The organism is Janthinobacterium paucivorans (assembly GCF_051380805.1).
Taxonomy (GTDB): domain Bacteria; phylum Pseudomonadota; class Gammaproteobacteria; order Burkholderiales; family Burkholderiaceae_D; genus Janthinobacterium; species Janthinobacterium lividum_D.
On the sequence record NZ_JBNYXR010000006.1, the window covers coordinates 54,814 to 70,631 of the forward strand.

Below are 15,818 nucleotides of genomic sequence, written 5' to 3' on the forward strand. Positions count from 1 at the left end.
GCGTGCGAGAAACGCCGTCATTGCTTGCTTGAGCTGATCCGTCCCATCTTGGTATTGGATCAGTCGCAATACAACTTTTACCGGGGGTAAGGCAGACGCCTTTTGAAAACACTCCTTAAAATGTCATGTGGAGCCCCGACTCCGTGAATGAAAGAGAAACGCTAAAATCAAGCTCTGGGCCGGCGTGCTCTTTCAAGTTGGGCGAATTGTAGAAGCCGTTTTATATCAAGTCAATACTAACGAATCGATTCTTTATTACTTTTATGTCTAACTTATTGTCTTGCATTGTGCCAAAAGCCAATAAAATCAATTACTTGGCATCTATCCTTCAGCAACGGCGTCCGACGTCAAAAAAATTTAAAAACACATGAAATATTCAGATTTGCGGGATTTTATTTCCCAGCTGCAACAAATGGGTGAGCTTAAGCCCATTTCGACCCCTATTTCACCGATTTTGGAGATGACCGAGGTGTGTGACCGCACCTTGCGTGCGGGCGGACCGGCCTTGCTGTTCAATAATCCCACGGGACACACGATGCCGGTGCTGGGCAATCTGTTCGGCACCACCCGCCGCGTGGCGTTGGGCATGGGGGCGCAAGATGTCAGCGAGTTGCGCAAGATCGGCCATGTGCTGGCGCGCCTGAAGGAGCCGGAACCGCCGAAGGGTTTCAAGGATTTGCTGGGCCTCGGTTCGCTGGTGAAATCCGTGTGGGATATGTCGCCCAAAGAGTTGCGCGGCGCGAAGTGCCAGGAAATCGTCTGGGAAGGCAATGACGTCGACCTGGCGCGCCTGCCCATTCAGCACTGCTGGCCTGGCGATATCGCTCCCCTGATCACCTGGGGCCTGGTGATCACCAAGGGCCCGAACAAGAAGCGGCAAAACCTGGGTATTTATCGCCAGCAAGTGCTGGGACGCAATAAGGTCATCATGCGCTGGCTGGCGCACCGCGGCGGGGCGCTGGACTTCCGCGAGCATGCGATTCAAAACAAGGGCAAGCCGTATCCGATCGCTGTCGCGCTCGGTGCCGATCCCGCTACTATATTAGGCGCCGTGACGCCGGTGCCCGATAGCCTGTCCGAATACCAGTTCGCCGGCTTGCTGCGCGGCAGCCGTACGGAGCTGGTGAAAGCCATCGGCAGCGAATTGCGTGTGCCCGCTTCGGCCGAAATCGTGCTCGAAGGTCACATCTATCCCGATGAAAACCATCCGAGCGGCTATGAACATGCGCTGGAAGGGCCGTATGGCGACCATACCGGCTACTATAATGAGCAGGACAGTTTCCCGGTATTTACCATCGACCGCATCACCATGCGCCGCGATCCGATTTACCATTCCACGTACACGGGCAAGCCGCCGGACGAGCCGGCCATACTGGGCCTGGCCCTGAATGAAGTATTCGTGCCGCTGCTGCAAAAGCAGTTTGGCGAAATCACCGACTTTTATCTGCCGCCCGAAGGCTGCAGCTACCGCATGGCCGTGGTGCAGATCAAGAAGCAGTACGCGGGCCACGCCAAGCGCGTGATGTTCGGCGTGTGGAGCTTCTTGCGCCAGTTCATGTATACCAAGTTCATCGTGGTGGTCGACGAAGACGTGAATATCCGCGACTGGAAAGAGGTCATCTGGGCCATCACCACGCGCGTCGACCCGATCCGCGACACGACGCTGGTCGATAATACGCCCATCGATTACCTGGACTTTGCCTCGCCGGTCAGCGGCCTGGGCAGCAAGATGGGTATCGATGCGACGAATAAATGGCCGGGCGAAACGACGCGCGAGTGGGGTACGACCATCGCCATGACGCCGGAAGTGAAGGCCAGGGTGGATGGCATCTGGCAAGAGCTGGGCTTGTAGAGCCAACCCAAGAGCAGATGCTGGGGTCGTACCCTCAGGGTACGACCCCAGATTTTGCCTTTTGGGGTACGCTGGTTTTGTGTGACTTCCCCAATCTTGCGCAGGTCGGTTATAATTATCCCCGGCGGGCCCCTGCGCATCGTGGCATGGCTAACCTGGTCAGGTCGGGAACGAAGCAGCCACGGCTATTAACCATGAGTGCCGCAGATCAGGCTCGCCTCCTTCGGGAATGTTGTATGAAGATCATCAAGCTAGCTGCCATGGGCAGCTTTTTTGTTTTTACGGCGACATTTTTCCCTAGTGCCGCAGCATTGCCGAGCGTGCCGTGTTTTCCCTGTCTCTCACGGGCCATGTTATACAATTGCTGCTTTGCCGCGTTTGCCATAGTGTATGGCCCGGCCATGAGGCTTGCGCCCGTCGCGCAGGATCACCCGCAAAATCGCATGGTAAAATCTCAGCATGTCCTATCAAGTCCTCGCCCGTAAATACCGCCCCAAGAATTTCGAGACGCTCGTCGGCCAGGAGCATGTCGTGCGCGCGCTCACGCATGCCTTGCACAGCGGTCGCCTGCACCATGCCTACCTGTTCACGGGCACGCGCGGCGTCGGCAAGACGACCCTGTCGCGCATCCTGGCCAAGTCGCTCAATTGCATCGGTCCCGATGGTAGCGGTGGCATCACTGCCCAGCCTTGCGGCGTGTGTGTAGCGTGCACGGCAATTGATGCGGGACGCTTTGTCGACTATATAGAGATGGATGCGGCGTCCAACCGCGGCGTTGACGAAATGGCGCAGCTGCTGGAACAAGCGGTCTACGCGCCAAGCAATGCGCGCTTCAAGGTCTACATGATCGATGAGGTGCACATGCTGACCAACCATGCGTTCAATTCCATGCTGAAAACCCTGGAAGAGCCGCCCGAGCACGTCAAGTTCATCCTGGCTACGACGGATCCGCAAAAAATTCCCGTGACCGTGCTGTCGCGCTGCCTGCAGTTCAACCTCAAGCAGATGCCGCCTGGCCACATCATCAGCCACCTGGACAATATCCTGGGGCAGGAAGGCATCGCCTTCGAGCAGCCGGCCTTGCGCCTGCTGGCTCAGGGCGCACACGGTTCCATGCGCGATGCCTTGTCGCTGACGGACCAGGCTATCGCCTATGCGGCCGGCGCAGTAACGCTCGATGCCGTGCAAGGCATGCTCGGCGCGCTCGACCAGTCCTACCTGGTGCGCTTGCTCGACGCTCTGGCGCAGCAAGATGGCGCCGACCTGCTGGCCGTGGCCGACGAGATGGCGGCGCGCAGCCTGTCTTACAACGGTGCCCTGCAAGATTTGGGCACCTTGCTGCATCGCATTGCGCTGGCGCAAACTGTGCCCGCCGCCTTGCCGCAGGATTTGCCCGAATACGCTGACATCGTGCGCCTGGCATCTGCTTTTGACGCCGAAGAAGTGCAACTGTTTTACCAGATTGCCGTGCATGGCCGCAATGAACTGGGCTTGGCGCCTGACGAATACGCGGGCTTTACCATGACCTTGCTGCGCATGCTGGCCTTTCGGCCTGGCGTAGGCGGTGCCGATGGCGTACCGGCGGCAGCGCCTGTGGCAGCGCCGGGCAACCGTCCCGCTGCCGTCGCTGCCGCGCGCGCCGCAGCAGGAGCTTCTGCACCCGCTGCCCGCGCCGCCATGAACAGCGTGGCCAGCCATGCTGCCGTGACACCGCCCGCCGTCGCCGCCGCCGCTGCCGCCAGCATGGCGCGCAGCGAAGCGCCGCCACCACGCGTGGTTGCCTCTGCTGCTGCACGTGCTCCTGCGCCGGCACCCCTAGCCACGCCGTCGCCAGTGCCGGCCGCGCCGCTGCCAGCAGCCTCGGCTGCGGCTGCACCGGCTGCATCGGGCGCACCTATCAGTTCCGCGCGTGCCGCCATCAATGCGGCGCTGGAAGCGGCGCGTGCCGCCTCGAAAGGCCGTCCGGGCAGCGCGCCAGCGGCGCCATCGTCGGTATCCAAGCCGGCGGCGCCCGAAGTCGCCGCTGCCGCTGCGGCTACGGTACTGACGCCAGCTCCGGCCGCGCCGGTCCAGGCAGCGCCGCCACCGCCCGCCGCCGCGAAAGCGCTGGCGCCGTGGGACGATGCGCCAGCCGTGGTCGTGGTGCAAGTTGGCGCGATCGCGCCTGCCTCTGCGCCGTCGGCACGCCAGGCTGCGCTGCCACAGCAGGCCCCGGCGCCGGACGACGACGACTTGCCGCCGTGGGTTACCGAATTTTCTGACGACAGCGCCTCTATCGCCGTCTCGGCGCCAGCCGCGCAGAGCACCGAGCAGCCCGCCGTCGTCATGCCGCAACGTGCTGCCAAGCAAGCTGCGCCCAGCGGGCCATATGTGATTACGCCCGTGCCGGGGCTGGACTGGGACGGCAACTGGCCCGCCGTCGCCGCCGTCCTGCCGCTGCGCGGCGTGGCTCAGCAGCTGGCTGTGCAAGCCGAGCTGATCGAGTGCCTGCACGATGGCCATAGCACCACGTTCCGTCTGCGCGTGCCCATCGACACGTGGCGCAGTCAGGCCAACGTGGAAAAACTGGCCGCAGCCCTGAGCGAGCGCTTTGACCGCAAGGTCAACGTCGATACGGAACTGGGCGCCGTCTGGTACACGGCCAGCGCGCAAGCGCAGGCCCACCGCGAAGCGTGCCAGCTGCAAGCGGAAGCAACCATCGCGAGCGACCCCTTCGTGCTCGACATGCAGCGTGCATTCGACGCTTTTGTCGTGCCGGGGACGATTACCCCTGCACCGGCCGGCTCTGCCGCGCCGACCCTGCATTGATTATTACTAAACTGAATTGAACGGAGCATTCTTATGATGAAAAATCAACTGGCTGGCCTGATGAAGCAGGCGCAAGCAATGCAAGACAACATGAAAAAGGCCCAGGATCAACTGGCGCTGGTGGAAGTGGAAGGCCAGTCCGGCGCCGGCCTCGTGAAAATCGTCATGACGTGCAAGAACGACGTCAAGCGCGTTTCCATCGACCCGTCGCTGCTGGCCGACGACAAGGACATGCTGGAAGACCTGGTGGCTGCCGCCTTCAATGACGCCGTGCGCAAGGCAGAAGCGACATCGGCGGAAAAAATGGCAGGCTTGACTGGCGGCATGAACTTGCCAGCCGGCTTCAAAATGCCATTCTGATGCCACGCCGCATGCGCACGATCTGTGGCACGGGGCAGGGTTGATCCATGTCCAAGTCGCTTGAATTTTTGACCGAGGCGCTGCGGCGCCTTCCCGGCGTCGGCCCAAAGTCGGCGCAGCGGATGGCATTTCATTTGTTGCAGCACGATAGGGAAGGCGCGGCCATGCTGTCGCGCGCCCTGTTCCAGGCCGTCGATGCCGTGCATCACTGTGGCCTGTGTAATACCTTTACCGAACATGCAGTGTGTGAGACTTGTCTCGACGAAGAGCGCGACAAGCGCTTGCTGTGCGTGGTGGAAACGCCTGCCGACCAGTTGATGATCGAGCAAACACTGACCTACAAGGGCTTGTATTTCGTCCTCATGGGGCGACTCTCTCCACTCGACGGCATCGGTCCGAAAGATATCCACCTGGAAAAATTACTGGGCCGCGCCAACGATGGCGTGGTCGGTGAAGTGGTGCTGGCCACCAATTTCACGAATGAAGGCGAAGCGACGGCTCACTACATCAGCGAAATGCTCAAGGCGCGGGGCTTGCGCGTGAGCCGTTTGGCCCGTGGCGTGCCCGTGGGCGGCGAACTCGAATACGTTGACGCGGGCACGATTGCCCGCGCGATGCTTGACCGCAGGGCAACCTAAATCATGCAAGAGAAAACGTCGGCTGGTCCTTTGGCGGGCATTAAAGTGCTGGAACTGGGCACCCTGATCGCGGGGCCTTTCTGCGCCCGCATGCTCGCTGAATTCGGCGCCGACGTGATCAAGATCGAGTCGCCCGATGGTGGCGATCCCATCCGTACCTGGCGCGTGCTGAAAGATGGCACTTCGCTGTGGTGGTCGGTGCAAGCGCGTAACAAGAAAAGCCTGACCCTGAACCTGAAAACGCCGCAAGGGCGCGCGATTGCCCGCCAGCTGGCCCTGGAAGCGGACATCATCATCGAGAATTACCGCCCCGGCGTGCTCGAAAAGTGGGATCTCGGCTATGCGCAGCTCAAGCAAGTTAAACCGTCCCTGATCATGGTGCGCCTGTCCGGCTTTGGCCAGACGGGACCGATGAAGGACTTGCCCGGTTTCGGCGCCATCGGCGAATCCATGGGCGGCTTGCGCTATGTGTCCGGCTTTGCCGACCGCCCGCCCGTGCGCGTCGGCGTGTCCATCGGCGACTCGGTGGCAGCCCTGCACGGCGTGATCGGCGCCATGATGGCGCTGCGCCACCGCGATGTGACGGGTGGACGCGAGCACGGCGAAGGACAGATGGTCGACGTGGCCCTGTATGAATCGGTGTTCAACCTGATGGAGTCGCTGGTGCCCGAATACGACCAGGCGGGCGTGGTGCGCGAGCGCACCGGTGGTTCCTTGCCTGGCATCGTGCCTTCGAATACCTATACGACGGGCGACGGCGAAAACATTGTGATTGCCGGCAATGGCGACGCCATCTTCAAGCGTTTGATGCTGGCCATGGGGCGCATCGACATGGCGGGCGACCCGCAACTGGCGCGCAATGATGGCCGCGTGGCGCGCACGCAGGAGATCGACGATGCCATCGGCGCCTGGTGCGCCACACACACGATCGATAGCGCACTGGCCGTGTTGAAGGCGGCAGACGTACCATCGGGTAAAATTTACTCGGTGCGCGATATGCTGAGCGATCCGCAATTTATCGCTCGCAATATGTTCGAGCAACACCATTTTGCCGATGGCACGCCCGTCAAACTGCCTGCCATCAGCCCGAAATTATCCGCCACGCCGGGCAAGACCCAATGGCTGGGGCCGACCCTGGGCCAGCACAACGATGAAGTGCTGGCCTCGCTCGGCTATGACGCGGCCGCCATCGCGCGATTGAAGGCCGATGGGGTGGTGTAGGTTTAGCTTGGCAAATCATTTTGATCCCACGCAAGGACTGGGGTCGGACCCTAAGGGTCCGACCCCAGATTGTGCCCTTTGGTTTTAATAAAGGAATTTAGTGAAGCAGTCGTCCCTCCTCGCCCTGCGCGCGCGCCTGATCCCCGCGCTAGCCGTATCCATCCTTCTCAGCGCCTGTGCCAGCTTCCCGCATGAGGCGCCGATTGCCGGCCTGCGCCTGATCGGCGAGCAGCGCATCGACTTGAAACAGGCATTCCAGGGCACCACGGTGGGCGGCTTGTCCGGCATCGATTATGATGCGGTGAAGAATAACTGGGTGATAGAAAGCGATGACCGTTCGGAAATCAATCCCGCCCGCTTTTACCGCGCCACCCTGGCCTATGACAGCAAGGCGTTTACCGGCGTGAGCCTGGCCAGCGTGCATTTCTTCACGCAGCCCGACGGCAGTCGCTATCCGAACCTGGCGCATGCCAAGCTCGACAGTGGCGACCAGGTGCCCGATATCGAAAGCATTCGCGTCGATCCGCAGGACGGCAGCCTGTGGTACGCCAGCGAAGGCAACCGCAAGGTAGGCTTGCACCCGTTCGTGCGCCATGCCGATAGCGAAGGGCGTTATCTGGCCACCTTGCCCACGCCCGCCATGTTCAAGGTGTCGAAGGAAAAAACGGGATCGCGCAACAACCTGAGCTTTGAAGCGCTGTCGTTTTCCGCCGATGGCAAGAGCCTGTGGCTGGGCATGGAAGCGGCCCTGTACCAGGATGGCCCGCCGGCCACGCCCGAACACGGTTCCGTGACGCGCATCACGCGCCTGGACCGCACTGGCAAGGTGCTGGCCCAGTATGCGTATCCGATTGAGCCGGTCGCTTCGCGGCCCGCACCGGGGCGCGAGGCGGACAATGGCGTGTCGGAAATCCTTGCCGTCAATGACCATCAGTTGCTGGTGGTGGAACGGGCCGGCGTGGAAAACGCCGAGGGCGTGTATGCCAATCATGTGCGTATCTACGCGATGGAAACGCAGGGCGCCACCGATATTGAGGCCATGCCGGCGTTGGCGGGTGCCACGTATGTACCGGTGCGCAAACGATTGCTGCTGGACCTGGAAAAGATCGGCCTGGCGAAAATCGACAATATCGAAGGCATCAGCTGGGGCCCGCGCCTGGAAAATGGCCACCGCAGTCTGATAATGATTTCTGACGATAATTTTAACGCGCAGCAAGTCACGCAAATCCTTGCCTTCGAAGTACTCTAGTTTTGTCGCTGAGCAACTGGCCCGTCTGTCGGGCCAGCATGGCCGTGATCGTGTCGTGCGGCAAGGGATGGCCCAGGAAATAGCCTTGCGCCATGTCGCAGCCGTACTCTTCGAGCATCAGCAGTTGTTCGTCCGTCTCCACGCCTTCGGCCACGACCACCATTTTCAAGCCATGCGCCATGGCGATGATGGCGCGCGTGATGGCCGCGTTTTCTGTGTCTTGCGGCAAGCCGGCGATAAAACTCTTGTCGATTTTTAAGGCTCGCACGTCGAAGCGTTTCAGGTAATTCATCGATGAGTAGCCGGTGCCGAAGTCGTCGATCGACAGGTACACGCCGATGCCGCGCAACTGCTCCAGAGTCGCCATGGTGGCGCGCGCATCGTCCATCAAGGTGCCCTCCGTCAGCTCCAGCTCCAGCAGGCGCGCGTCCAGGCCCGTGTCGGCCAGGACCGAGAGCACAATCTGCATCAGGTTCTCATCCTTGAATTGCTTTGCCGACAGGTTGACGGCCATGCGGATGGCCCGTCCGCCATCGCCTTGCCAGGCCTTGGCCTGGTTGCACGCCGTGCGCAGCACCCATTCGCCGATGGGGACGATCAGTCCTGTCTCTTCGGCCAGCGGAATAAATTCCGTGGGTGAAATGATGCCCCGTTCGGGATGGCGCCAGCGCACCAGTGCTTCCACGCCGACGATTTGCGTGCTGGGCACGTCGATCTGCGGCTGGTACAGCAAATACAGCTCGTTGTTTTGCAATGCCTTGCGCAAACCGACTTCCATCTTGACGTGGCTCATGATTTCCATCGTCAGTGAAGAGCTGTAGAGCTTGGCATTGTTCTTGCCGCAGTTCTTCGCGTGGTACATGGCCGTGTCCGCATATTTGAGCAGCGAGTTGCAGTCCTCGCCATCTTCCGGATAGAGCGAAATGCCGATGCTGGCCGTGACGAAAATCTCGTGCCCCTCGATCATGAATGGTCGGCGCATGGCTTCCTTGACCCGGTGCGCCACGTTCAGCGCATCTTCCACCCGCTCGAGGTCGGGAATCAAGATCGTGAATTCGTCGCCGCCCAGGCGCGCCAAGTTGCTGGCGCCGAAGGTGGCTACACACTCGTGTTCGGCGTGCAGCACCAGATCGCTGGGGCGGATGGTTTCATGCAGGCGCTCCGACACCACCTTGAGCAAATGGTCGCCCACGTCATGCCCCAGGGTATCGTTGATGCGCTTGAAGGCATCGAGGTCCATGAACAGGACGGCGAATTTCTTGTCGTGCTCTTTCGAGCGCTGCAGCTCGTGTTCCAGCGTTTCCAGGAACGCTTGGCGGTTGGGGATGCCCGTCAGGCTGTCGCAATAGGCGAGGCGACGGATCTGCTCTTCGGTGCGCTTGCGCTCGCTGATGTCGCGCACCAGGCCCAGCACCTCGTCGGTCCCCGTCGCGACCAGGCGCGCTTCAAAATGGCGCGTGCTGTCTTCGTGCGTGAGTGTGTAGTCGACCGAGCCGATGTGCTGCGTGGCCAGCACGGCGTGCGCCTGGTCGAGCAGGCGCGCGGCAATTTCGGGCGGCAGCACGTCGCCGATATGGCTGCCCACGCAGTCACTGATGGAAAAGCCCGCGCTGGCCTCGTGGCCCTGTTCATAGTCGAGATAATAGCCTTCGCGGTTCAGGCGAAAGAAGGTGTCGGGAATGGCAGCGAGCACCGCGCGGTTGTGCGCGTCGGCGATGCGCAGCCGGGCGATGGCGTCGCTGGCGCGCAGCACGTATAGCACGCGGTGTCCGAGAATGGGCCAGTTGATGGGCTTGGAAATGAAATCCGTGGCACCCACTTCATAGGCGTGCGTGACCGCTTCCAGTTCGTCGCCGCCGGTGACCATGATGATGGGCACCGTACCCCCGACTGCCTGGAGCCGGATTTGGCGGCACACGGCAAAGCCATCGAGGCACGGCATGTCGACGTCGAGCATGACCAGGTCCGGCTCGTTGTGTTTGTAGCTGGCCAAGGCTTGCACGCCGTCTTCGGCCTCGATCACGTCCAGGCCCACCTGCGTGAGCATTTGGCGCATCAGCAATCGCATCACGGGATCGTCGTCGGCGACCAGCACCAGGCCGCGTGGGTGGGAGAGGTGCGCTGTCATGTCAGTGTTCCTTCACGAGGATGGCGCTTAGCGATTCGCTGACGGCCAGGAAGGCTTGCTGCATCTGCTGCAGCAGGATAGCCGCGCCCTCGGTACTGCCGGCGTGGCCCAGTTTTTCCATCTCCTTGCACAACTGCGACAGGCCATCGGCGCCCACGTTGGCGCTGCCCGACTTGAGGCTGTGCGCCACCTTGCGCAGCGCCTGCGCGTCCGCGCCGGCAATCGCTGCGCGCATGGCGTGCAATTGGCGCGGCGTCTCGCCGACGAAGGCCTGGATGACCCGCTCAAGCAGGGCATCGCCATCGGTGCGCGACAGGGCGCGGATGTTGTCGAGCGCCTGCCGGTTCAGTGCCTGGCCCGCTGGCGGGGAGGCCGGCGGCGTCACCTCGGGTGGCACTACTGGCGGCGTTTGCGGCTGCGGCACTTCGCTGTGGTGCACGGTGGCTGCGCGCGGTAGGGTGATCCAGCGGGCGATCGTGTGGCCCAGGTCCTGCTGCGTGAAAGGCTTGCTCAGGTAATCGTCCATGCCGGCCGCCAGGCACGCTTCGCGGTCGCCCTGCAGTGCATTGGCCGTGATGGCGACGATGGGCAGCACGCGCGCGTGGCCGCACTGCTGTTCGTGGCGGCGAATTTCCGCCGTGGCGGCAAAGCCGTCCATCACGGGCATCTGGCAATCCATCAGTATCAAATCGAAATCCTCGGCCTGCGCCGCCTGCAAGGCTTCTTCGCCGTTACGCGCGCACACCACGTCCAGACCCAAGCTGTCGAGCATGGCCAGCGCCACTTCCACGTTGACGTGATTGTCCTCGGCCAGCAGTACGCGGCGGCGCTGGCGCCGGCCGGGATGGCGTACTGCAGGGCGCGCTGCGTGCGGTGCCACCAAGCGCAGGCTATCGCCGGCGCGCGGCGGCGTGACGATGCAGTCGAACAGGTCGCATTCGCGGGCTGGCTTGATCAGCTGGAAAGCCACGCCCGCCTCGCGCCGCTGCACCGGATCGGCCGCCGTGCGCTGCGTGCTGAGCAGCAAAAGCTTGAGCTCGGCCAGCAGCGGGTCGCTCTTGATGGTGGCGGCTAGGGCCAGGCCGCTGGTGCGCGGCAATTCCATGTCGAGCAGGGCCACGGCATACGGCGTGCCGGCCTGCGCTGCCGCGCGCAGCTTGCGCAGGCAGTCGCTGGCCGTGTCGGCGCTGTCGCTGACGATGTGCCAGCTGGCCAGTTGCCGCTCCAGCACGGCGCGCGTGGCGGGTGTATGGTCGACGATCAAGGCGCGTAATCCTCGCGTGGTTTTCAGGTTAAAGGACGGGTCGTCGCTGTCGACCCGCCGCTTATCGAAATTTACTTCGAACCAGAAGATTGATCCTTGCGTTAAAGCATTATCAACGCCGATAGTGCCGCCCATCAGTTCCACCAGCTGTTTCGAGATCGTCAATCCCAGGCCCGTGCCGCCGTGCTTGCGCGTGGTCGAGCCGTCCGCCTGCGAGAACGATTCGAAGATGCGCGCCTGCGCCTCGTTCGATACGCCGATACCCGTGTCGTGCACTTCGAAGCGCAAGCCCACGCCAGGCGCATCTTCGCTGCATACGGCCACTTTCACGGTGACCTTGCCCGTTTCCGTAAACTTGATGGCGTTACCGAGCAGGTTGACAATGATTTGGCGCAAACGGTATGGGTCGCCGCAAATGGCGATGGGGATATCAAACGCGATATCGAATTCCAGGCTGATATTTTTCGCTTCCGCTTGCGGTGTGAACACGTGTTCTATGTCATCGAGCAATTCGCGAAAATTGAAGCGGATGTACTCCACGCTGAGCTTGCCCGCCTCGATCTTGGAAAAGTCGAGGATGTCGTTGATGATCACCAGCAAATTTTGCCCCGAGCGCTGTACCATGCTCGTGTAGTGGCGCTGCTGCGGGCTCAAAGCGCTGGCCAGCAGCAGTTCCGTCATGCCCAGCACGCCATTCATGGGCGTGCGGATTTCATGGCTCATGGTGGCGAGGAAGGCGCTTTTTGCCTGGCTGGCAGCCTCCGCCGCATCCTTGGCCTTTTCCAGCTGCGCCGTGCGCACGCTTACCTGGCGCTCGAGCTGGTCGCGATAATTGGCCAGGGTGCTGTCGCGGCTATCGATCTGCGCCAGCATATCGTTGAAACTGTCGATCAGCACGCCCAGCTCGTCGCTGCGCTGGTGCGCGATACGGTGGCTATAGGTCTGGCTGCGCGACACTTTTTGCGCCGTATCAATGAGCTTGGTGATCGGCTCGGCAATCACGCTCTTGAAGCGCCGCGCCAGGAACACGGCCACCAAAAAGGCAAATACGGTGGCGCCGACCAGGGCGCCCACGTGGCGCCCGATGTTACGCCACATGTGCTTCAAGTCCGCCTCGATCAGCACGGCGCCGATCAGCTGTTGCGCCTCGCCTGGCCAGTAGATGGGACGGTACAGACGCATGGCGGAGGTCAGCGTCGGGCCGCCGCCCTGCGTGATCGTCTGCTTGACCGGCTGCTTGACCGTCTGCGCGGCGATGTCGGCCAGCAGTGCCGGGTCCAGGTCTTCCGCCATGGCCAGTGCCCCCCGCTCCTTTTCATGCTGCGCCGAGCGGTACAAGGCGAATAGCCGTCCGTCCCGGTCGAACAGGGCCGCCTGGGTAATTTCCTCGCGCGCCGCCAGCGCCGCCAGCACTTGTTGCGCCTGTGGCTGCGCCGATGTTCCCGCCAGCAATGGCGCCGCGCCGGCCGCACCGATCACCTGCGCCAGCGACAGCAACTGCTGGCCTTCATCGTCCTTGTGGCTGAGTACGGACGTCAGCGCAAACGCCACGAACACGAGCAGCAGCGCGCAGCCCGACGACAGCACCGAGATCATGGTCAGCTTCTGACTGATGCTGGAGCGTTGGAAATTGAACATGGTGGCGGCGCTTCTCCGGTCGACCTGTTGACTGTTTTTTAATGCCTATTGGAAAAATATAGACGTGAAGACATGTCCCGATGTTGATGTGGGTCTAAGGGAAGAGGGGGGAGGGGAACTAAATATAGTCGGGGTCGGACCCTTCGGGTCTGACCCCAGTATCTGCTTTGGGGTATGAAATCAAACCTGTCGCCAAGCTACAGGCAAACCCTGAGAAAAGCTGGGGTCAGACCCAAAGGGTCTGACCCCGGTATTAACAACAACCGCCGCGTTTGCCGGCGCCGCCATAGCGCGCCTCCTGGCGTTCGCGGAAGAACTCTTCATACGTCATCATCGGCTCGCCGGGATGGGTCACTTCCCGGTGCGCCACGTAGGTGTCGTACTCGGGCAAGCCGCACATCAGCCGCATGCTTTGCCCCAGATACCGTCCAGCCTTGATGATCTCATCGATCATTATTGCACCGTGGGCATGGCCTGGAACGGTGTTTCCCTGGTGCTTGGCTTGCTGTCGGCGCGTGCCTTCATGACGGTGCGGATACCGAAGAACAGCACGCTGATCACGACGATGACGAAGAAGGCGGCCAGGCCGGCGTCCAGGTAATCGTTGAAGATGATCTGCTGCATCTGCGCTACCGACTTGGCTGGCGCCAGCAAGGTGCCTTGGTCGAGCGCGGCCGAGTACTTCTTCGCATGCGCCAGGAAGCCCACGCGCGGATTGGCGTCGAAAATCTTGTGCCAGCCTGCCGTCAGCGTGCACAGCAGCAGCCAGATGGTCGGCGTGATGGTCACCCAGGCGTACTGGCCCTTTTTCATCTTGAACAACACGCAGGTGCCGAGGATCAGCGCGATGGCCGCCAGCATCTGGTTGGCGATGCCGAACAATGGCCACAAGGTGTTGATGCCACCCAATGGATCGACCACGCCCTGGTACAGGAAGTAGCCCCAGGCCGCCACGCACAGGCCCGTGGCCAGCAGGTTGGCGATGACGTTTTCCGTCTGTTTCAGCGCTGGCACGAAGCTGCCCAGCAAGTCTTGCAGCATGAAGCGGCCCGCACGCGTGCCTGCATCGACGGCCGTCAGGATGAACAGCGCCTCGAACAGGATGGCGAAGTGGTACCAGAAGGCCATCATGGCCTGGCCGCCGATGGCGCCCGAGAGGATTTGCGCCATGCCGACCGCCAGGGTCGGTGCGCCGCCTGCGCGCGAAATGATGCTGTGCTCGCCAACGTCCTTGGCCGTTTGCGTCAGCATTTCCGGCGTCACATAGAAGCCCCATTGCGAGATCGCCTGTGCGGCGGACTCGGCCGTGGTGCCGATCAGGGCGGCCGGGCTGTTCATGGCGAAATAGATGCCCGGCTCAATGGTCGAGGCGGCCACCAGGGCCATGATGGCAACGAACGATTCCATCAGCATGGCGCCATAGCCGATGAAGCGGGCGTGGCTTTCGTTTTCAATCATCTTCGGCGTGGTGCCCGAGGAAATCAGCGCGTGGAAGCCGGAAACGGCACCGCAGGCAATCGTGATGAACAGGAAGGGGAACAGATTGCCTGACCAGACCGGGCCGGAACCGTCGATGAACTTGGTCATGGCCGGCATTTTCAGGTAGGGCGCGACGACGATGATGCCGATGGCCAGGCCCAGAATCGTGCCGATTTTCAGGAACGTCGACAGGTAGTCGCGCGGCGCCAGCAGCAGCCACACGGGCAGCACCGAAGCGATGAAGCCGTAGCCGATCAGCATCCACGTCAGTTCCGTGCCCGTGAAGGTGAACATCGGGCCGAGAACGGCGTGTTCCTGTACATATTGGCCACCGATGATGGCCAGCATCAGCAGCACGAAGCCGATGATGGAAATTTCGCCGATGCGACCCACGCGGATGAAGCGCGAGTACACGCCCATGAACAGGGCTATGGGGATCGTCGCCATCACGGTAAAGCTGCCCCATGGGGAGCCGGTCAGTGCCTTGACCACGATCAAGGCCAGCACGGCCAGGATGATGACCATGATCATGAAGCAGCCGAGCAAGGCGATCATGCCGGGAATTTCGCCCAGTTCAGCCTTGATCAGGTCGCCCAGCGAGCGGCCATCGCGGCGCATGGAAATGAACAGCACGATGAAATCCTGTACCGCGCCGGCAAACACGACACCGGCCAGTATCCACAGCATGCCAGGCAGATAGCCCATCTGTGCTGCCAGCACGGGGCCGACCAGGGGGCCGGCGCCGGCAATCGCGGCGAAGTGGTGGCCGAACAGCACATATTTATTCGTCGGTACATGGTCGAGGCCATCGTTGTGCTTGAAAGCGGGCGTCATGCGGCGCGCGTCTAGCCCCAGCACCTTGTCGGCGATGAACAGGCTGTAGAAACGATAGGCGATCAGGTAGACGCAGACGGCGGCGATGACGATCCAGATCGCGCTGATCGGCTCGCCACGTTGCAGGGCGACGACGCCCAGGGACCCGGCGCCGGCTAGCGCAAGCGCTGCCCAGCCGAGCTGTTTGAAAATGCGGTTCATGCTTCCTCCAGAGATTTGACGGGCGCTATGCCGTGCGATGATGGTGTACTGCTCCTGGTCGTCGCCAGTTTGATGTTACTTTTGGTGTATTTACAGCTTATGGCGAGTATTCAGGAATCGTATAATTGCCGCAAGCGCACCACTAC

General features: G+C 61.7%; 10 protein-coding genes and 1 other RNA gene. 7 read left to right on the forward strand and 4 right to left on the reverse strand.

What is annotated here, in order from left to right; translation table 11 throughout:
- The first annotated feature begins 367 nt into the window (after nucleotides 1–367).
- From ubiD to ACQ4V8_RS09215, 7 genes are all read left to right on the forward strand, one after another.
- Complete coding sequence (gene ubiD / locus ACQ4V8_RS09185; RefSeq protein WP_010396185.1) at nucleotides 368–1,852, forward strand: 4-hydroxy-3-polyprenylbenzoate decarboxylase; 1,485 nt, start codon at nucleotides 368–370, stop codon at nucleotides 1,850–1,852.
- Between the two features lie 123 nt (nucleotides 1,853–1,975).
- Nucleotides 1,976–2,074, forward strand: an RNA gene (ffs, locus tag ACQ4V8_RS09190) — signal recognition particle sRNA small type.
- 237 nt (nucleotides 2,075–2,311) lie between these two features.
- A complete protein-coding gene (gene dnaX / locus ACQ4V8_RS09195; protein ID WP_436571276.1) occupies nucleotides 2,312–4,660 on the forward strand; it encodes a DNA polymerase III subunit gamma/tau in 2,349 nt (782 codons plus the stop codon).
- Between the two features lie 33 nt (nucleotides 4,661–4,693).
- A complete protein-coding gene (locus tag ACQ4V8_RS09200; protein WP_010396201.1) occupies nucleotides 4,694–5,020 on the forward strand; it encodes a YbaB/EbfC family nucleoid-associated protein in 327 nt (108 codons plus the stop codon).
- 47 nt (nucleotides 5,021–5,067) lie between these two features.
- Nucleotides 5,068–5,658: a recombination mediator RecR gene (gene recR, locus ACQ4V8_RS09205; protein ID WP_010396203.1), complete on the forward strand. Its 591-nt coding sequence runs from the start codon at nucleotides 5,068–5,070 to the stop codon at nucleotides 5,656–5,658.
- A gap of 3 nt (nucleotides 5,659–5,661) precedes the next feature.
- Nucleotides 5,662–6,879: a CaiB/BaiF CoA transferase family protein gene (locus ACQ4V8_RS09210; RefSeq protein ID WP_436571277.1), complete on the forward strand. Its 1,218-nt coding sequence runs from the start codon at nucleotides 5,662–5,664 to the stop codon at nucleotides 6,877–6,879.
- A 100-nt stretch (nucleotides 6,880–6,979) separates the two neighbouring features.
- Nucleotides 6,980–8,128 carry an esterase-like activity of phytase family protein gene (locus tag ACQ4V8_RS09215; RefSeq protein WP_436571278.1) on the forward strand — a complete coding sequence of 383 codons (1,149 nt, stop codon included), beginning with the start codon at nucleotides 6,980–6,982 and terminating at the stop codon, nucleotides 8,126–8,128.
- On the opposite strand, the gene ACQ4V8_RS09220 is transcribed toward ACQ4V8_RS09215, so the two are convergent.
- The 4 genes from ACQ4V8_RS09220 to ACQ4V8_RS09235 all read right to left on the reverse strand — a co-directional run bounded on the left by ACQ4V8_RS09220 (nucleotide 8,097) and on the right by ACQ4V8_RS09235 (nucleotide 15,672).
- The gene (locus tag ACQ4V8_RS09220; RefSeq protein WP_436571279.1) at nucleotides 8,097–10,256 is read right to left on the reverse strand and encodes a putative bifunctional diguanylate cyclase/phosphodiesterase; all 2,160 of its coding nucleotides are present in this window, start codon (nucleotides 10,254–10,256) and stop codon (nucleotides 8,097–8,099) included. The two genes, ACQ4V8_RS09215 and ACQ4V8_RS09220, sit on opposite strands and share 32 nt — an antisense overlap.
- Before the next feature lies 1 nt (nucleotide 10,257).
- Nucleotides 10,258–13,158 carry a hybrid sensor histidine kinase/response regulator gene (locus tag ACQ4V8_RS09225; RefSeq protein WP_070345532.1) on the reverse strand — a complete coding sequence of 967 codons (2,901 nt, stop codon included), beginning with the start codon at nucleotides 13,156–13,158 and terminating at the stop codon, nucleotides 10,258–10,260.
- A gap of 253 nt (nucleotides 13,159–13,411) precedes the next feature.
- On the reverse strand, nucleotides 13,412–13,612 hold the full coding sequence (locus tag ACQ4V8_RS09230; protein WP_010396213.1) for a YbdD/YjiX family protein: 201 nt from the start codon (nucleotides 13,610–13,612) through the stop codon (nucleotides 13,412–13,414).
- Nucleotides 13,612–15,672: a carbon starvation CstA family protein gene (locus ACQ4V8_RS09235; RefSeq protein WP_010396216.1), complete on the reverse strand. Its 2,061-nt coding sequence runs from the start codon at nucleotides 15,670–15,672 to the stop codon at nucleotides 13,612–13,614. The genes ACQ4V8_RS09230 and ACQ4V8_RS09235 overlap by 1 nt, the downstream gene beginning before the upstream one ends.
- Nucleotides 15,673–15,818 lie beyond the last annotated feature (146 nt).

Excerpts from the sequence above, each read along its gene's own strand:
- ACQ4V8_RS09210 (WP_436571277.1), top strand. The coding sequence starts at position 5,662 with ATGCAAGAGAAAACGTCGGCTGGTCCTTTGGCGGGCATTAAAGTGCTG.
- ACQ4V8_RS09235 (WP_010396216.1), bottom strand. The coding sequence starts at position 15,672 with ATGAACCGCATTTTCAAACAGCTCGGCTGGGCAGCGCTTGCGCTAGCC.
- ACQ4V8_RS09225 (WP_070345532.1), bottom strand. The coding sequence starts at position 13,158 with ATGTTCAATTTCCAACGCTCCAGCATCAGTCAGAAGCTGACCATGATC.
- recR (WP_010396203.1), top strand. The coding sequence starts at position 5,068 with ATGTCCAAGTCGCTTGAATTTTTGACCGAGGCGCTGCGGCGCCTTCCC.
- dnaX (WP_436571276.1), top strand. The coding sequence starts at position 2,312 with ATGTCCTATCAAGTCCTCGCCCGTAAATACCGCCCCAAGAATTTCGAG.
- ACQ4V8_RS09230 (WP_010396213.1), bottom strand. The coding sequence starts at position 13,612 with ATGATCGATGAGATCATCAAGGCTGGACGGTATCTGGGGCAAAGCATG.
- ACQ4V8_RS09220 (WP_436571279.1), bottom strand. The coding sequence starts at position 10,256 with ATGACAGCGCACCTCTCCCACCCACGCGGCCTGGTGCTGGTCGCCGAC.
- ACQ4V8_RS09200 (WP_010396201.1), top strand. The coding sequence starts at position 4,694 with ATGATGAAAAATCAACTGGCTGGCCTGATGAAGCAGGCGCAAGCAATG.
- ubiD (WP_010396185.1), top strand. The coding sequence starts at position 368 with ATGAAATATTCAGATTTGCGGGATTTTATTTCCCAGCTGCAACAAATG.